Raw genomic sequence first — 2,377 nt, 5'->3', positions numbered from 1 at the left:
AGCGAAATCAGCACCGAGAAGAGCGACCAGGAACCAGCTTGGCTGCAGGACATGGAGAACACCACCGAGCGTGCGGGCCGCGCCCAGGACAAAGAGGACCTGATGGAGCGCCTGCGCGACTTGGGTTACATGTAGAACCCTTTACGACGGTCGAGAGACGACGCCAGCGCGATATCGCGCTGGCGTCGTCCGTCTTCCTGTAAAAGGTTCATCAAAAGCATTGCACTCCTCCCGTTGGTCGTCGTTTAGCCCGGAAAATCGGAGATTTTCCGGTGTCTCACAATCGCCGCGCGATTGTGGTGGCTCGAAAGACCGCAGGTCTTTCGGTGGGTATGCTGGCGACTAGCGGGTGTGGAGATTGCTGATTTTGTCGGTTGTGCGGAACTCCGTTTCTGACGGTTGTGTCGATTGCTGACTTCCGGGAATTGTGTGGTCTGTCGATTCCCGACGGTTGCGTAATCATTCCCGATGATTGCGCAAACCGGCGGATTTCGTGTGGTCGTGTCCTCGACCTATCGCTCGGCTCACGTTCGTTCGCCGTTCGCTGGCCGGGATTCGTTTCGACGCAGAGGCGCGTCAAACGATACCGATTCACACAAACCGATTTTGTTTCTTCGTTCCAATTGACAGACAGAATGACGAACGACCCGCGAAATCGCATCGACCCGGCGAACTACTACGACCGGTTGGGCGAGGGCGAGTGGGAACGCCTCGAAGAGTCGTTCAAGAATTCCCTCGAATTCGAGAACACGACCGACTATCTCGACCGCTTCTTGCCTGAATCGGGACACGTCCTCGACGCTGGCGGGGCCGCGGGACGGTACTCGATTTGGTTGGCCGAGAAGGGGTACGACGTCACCGTGCTCGACCTCTCGGCGGAACAGGTCGCCATCGCAAAGCGGCGCGTCGCGGAGCGCGACCTCGAATCCCGCGTCAGCGTCCAACGCGGAGACATCCGGGACCTCCCGTTTTCCGACGACCGGTTCGACGCGACGCTCTGTCTCGGCGGCCCGCTCTCGCACGTCATCGACGCCGACGGACGGGACGCGGCGGTTCGGGAACTCCGTCGCGTCGCCAAATCAGACGCTCCCGTCTTCGTCTCCGTGATGGGGTTCGTCGCCGTCGTCCAAAACCTCATCAAGAGCGCGCCGCACTTCGAGGCGGGGGTTCGACAACTGCCCGATGTGGTCGAAACGCGGGACTACTCGCCGGAACTGATAGCGAAACACGGCATCGACGACCCGTCGTTCGTCGAGTGTCATTTCTTCCGGAGCGACGAACTCCGCCGTCTCCTCGAAGCCCGCGGCATCGCCGTCGAAGTCGTCGCCGGACTGGAAGGCCCGGCCTCGAACTTCGGAGCGAACCTCGAAGAAATAGACGAGGAGGCACAGGAGACCGTCGCGGAAGTCGTCGAAACGCTTCGGGAAGACCCGACGATTGCCGACCTGTCGAACCACATCCTCGCGGTCGGGCGGGTCGAGTGAGCGATTCGTGTCCGCTATCTCGTCGCGCGGTACTCCCCGTGTTTCACGCCGAGGAAGAGCGCTATCAGGCCGAAAACAAGCATCGAGGGTGTCACCATCATCAGCACTGTACTCGTCGCCATCGCTCCCATCCCGATGAGGCCCGCCGTACCGATGGCGACGATCGCCACCAGTGCTGCGGCGGTCACAGGTAAATTGAACTCCATACGGGACCGTTCGGCGACCGACAGAAAAGCGTTACTCCGATTTCGGGCGCATGAGATTCGCCAGCGTCACTAAGAACCCGAGGACCCAACCGACCGGCACCGCGATTCCGAACCACATGCCGACGTAGGCGAGTCCTTCGAGGCCGAAGCGCGCCCTGAGTATCTCGTCGATGCCGCGGTAGGTGAGCACGTTGTTCAGCAACCACACCGCGAGGTTCGTGCTGTTGGGGAAGATGACGTTCGAGAGTGCAGGGGAGTACAACGCCGCGACGACCGGCGGCAGGAAGATAGCCGTCATCCCGGACGGGTAGGCGAACAGCACCGTCGTTATTCGACCCCCGTATCGGCTGGTGAGATACGAGAACACCGCCGCGACCGTCGCCACGCCACCTGCGGCGGCGACCGCGTAGAACCCCTCCGTCGAGAAGCGATAGCTCGCCAGCGCCGCCAAGCCCCCCCAGACGACCACCGAGAGAACGATAACGCCGAGCACCCCGAGGCTCGCCGCCGTTCGGTCGATGCGACTCGTGTAGTAGCGCGCGGCGAAGCCGAACAGGACGAAGGGATAGAGCAGGGCGACGACGACCGTTCCGACCACGCTCCAGATGCTGTAGGCGACCTTTCCCGTCGTACTCTGTGGCTGCCACTTTCCGAGGACCGAGTGGGACTGCTGTCGCTGTCGCGGGA

At 61.8% G+C, this 2,377-nt stretch carries 3 protein-coding genes and 1 pseudogene; 2 read left to right on the top strand and 2 right to left on the bottom strand.

The window, feature by feature from the left end:
• Both BG842_RS28775 and BG842_RS09825 read left to right on the top strand, forming a co-directional pair.
• Window positions 1–135, top strand: a pseudogene (locus BG842_RS28775) (nodulation protein); the annotation flags it as partial.
• 500 nt (window positions 136–635) lie between these two features.
• Complete coding sequence (locus tag BG842_RS09825) at window positions 636–1,484, top strand: bifunctional 2-polyprenyl-6-hydroxyphenol methylase/3-demethylubiquinol 3-O-methyltransferase UbiG (RefSeq protein ID WP_069450612.1); 849 nt, start codon at window positions 636–638, stop codon at window positions 1,482–1,484.
• A 14-nt stretch (window positions 1,485–1,498) separates the two neighbouring features.
• Here the strand turns inward: BG842_RS09825 and BG842_RS09820 are convergent, their stop codons facing one another.
• Window positions 1,499–1,690 (bottom strand): hypothetical protein, encoded by a 192-nt coding sequence (locus BG842_RS09820; protein ID WP_007982368.1) that lies wholly within the window; start codon window positions 1,688–1,690, stop codon window positions 1,499–1,501.
• A gap of 31 nt (window positions 1,691–1,721) precedes the next feature.
• On the bottom strand, window positions 1,722–2,377 hold a 656-nt coding region (locus BG842_RS09815; RefSeq protein ID WP_069450611.1), incomplete at its 5' end, for a hypothetical protein.

Source organism: Haladaptatus sp. W1 (assembly GCF_001723155.1).
Taxonomy (GTDB): Archaea; Halobacteriota; Halobacteria; order Halobacteriales; family Haladaptataceae; genus Haladaptatus; species Haladaptatus paucihalophilus.
This window is presented reverse-complemented; position numbering and strand designations above follow the sequence as displayed.

What these genes read in the sequence shown, in the direction of transcription:
- BG842_RS09825 (WP_069450612.1), top strand. Translation starts at nt 636, where the DNA reads ATGACGAACGACCCGCGAAATCGCATCGACCCGGCGAACTACTACGAC.
- BG842_RS09820 (WP_007982368.1), bottom strand. Translation starts at nt 1,690, where the DNA reads ATGGAGTTCAATTTACCTGTGACCGCCGCAGCACTGGTGGCGATCGTC.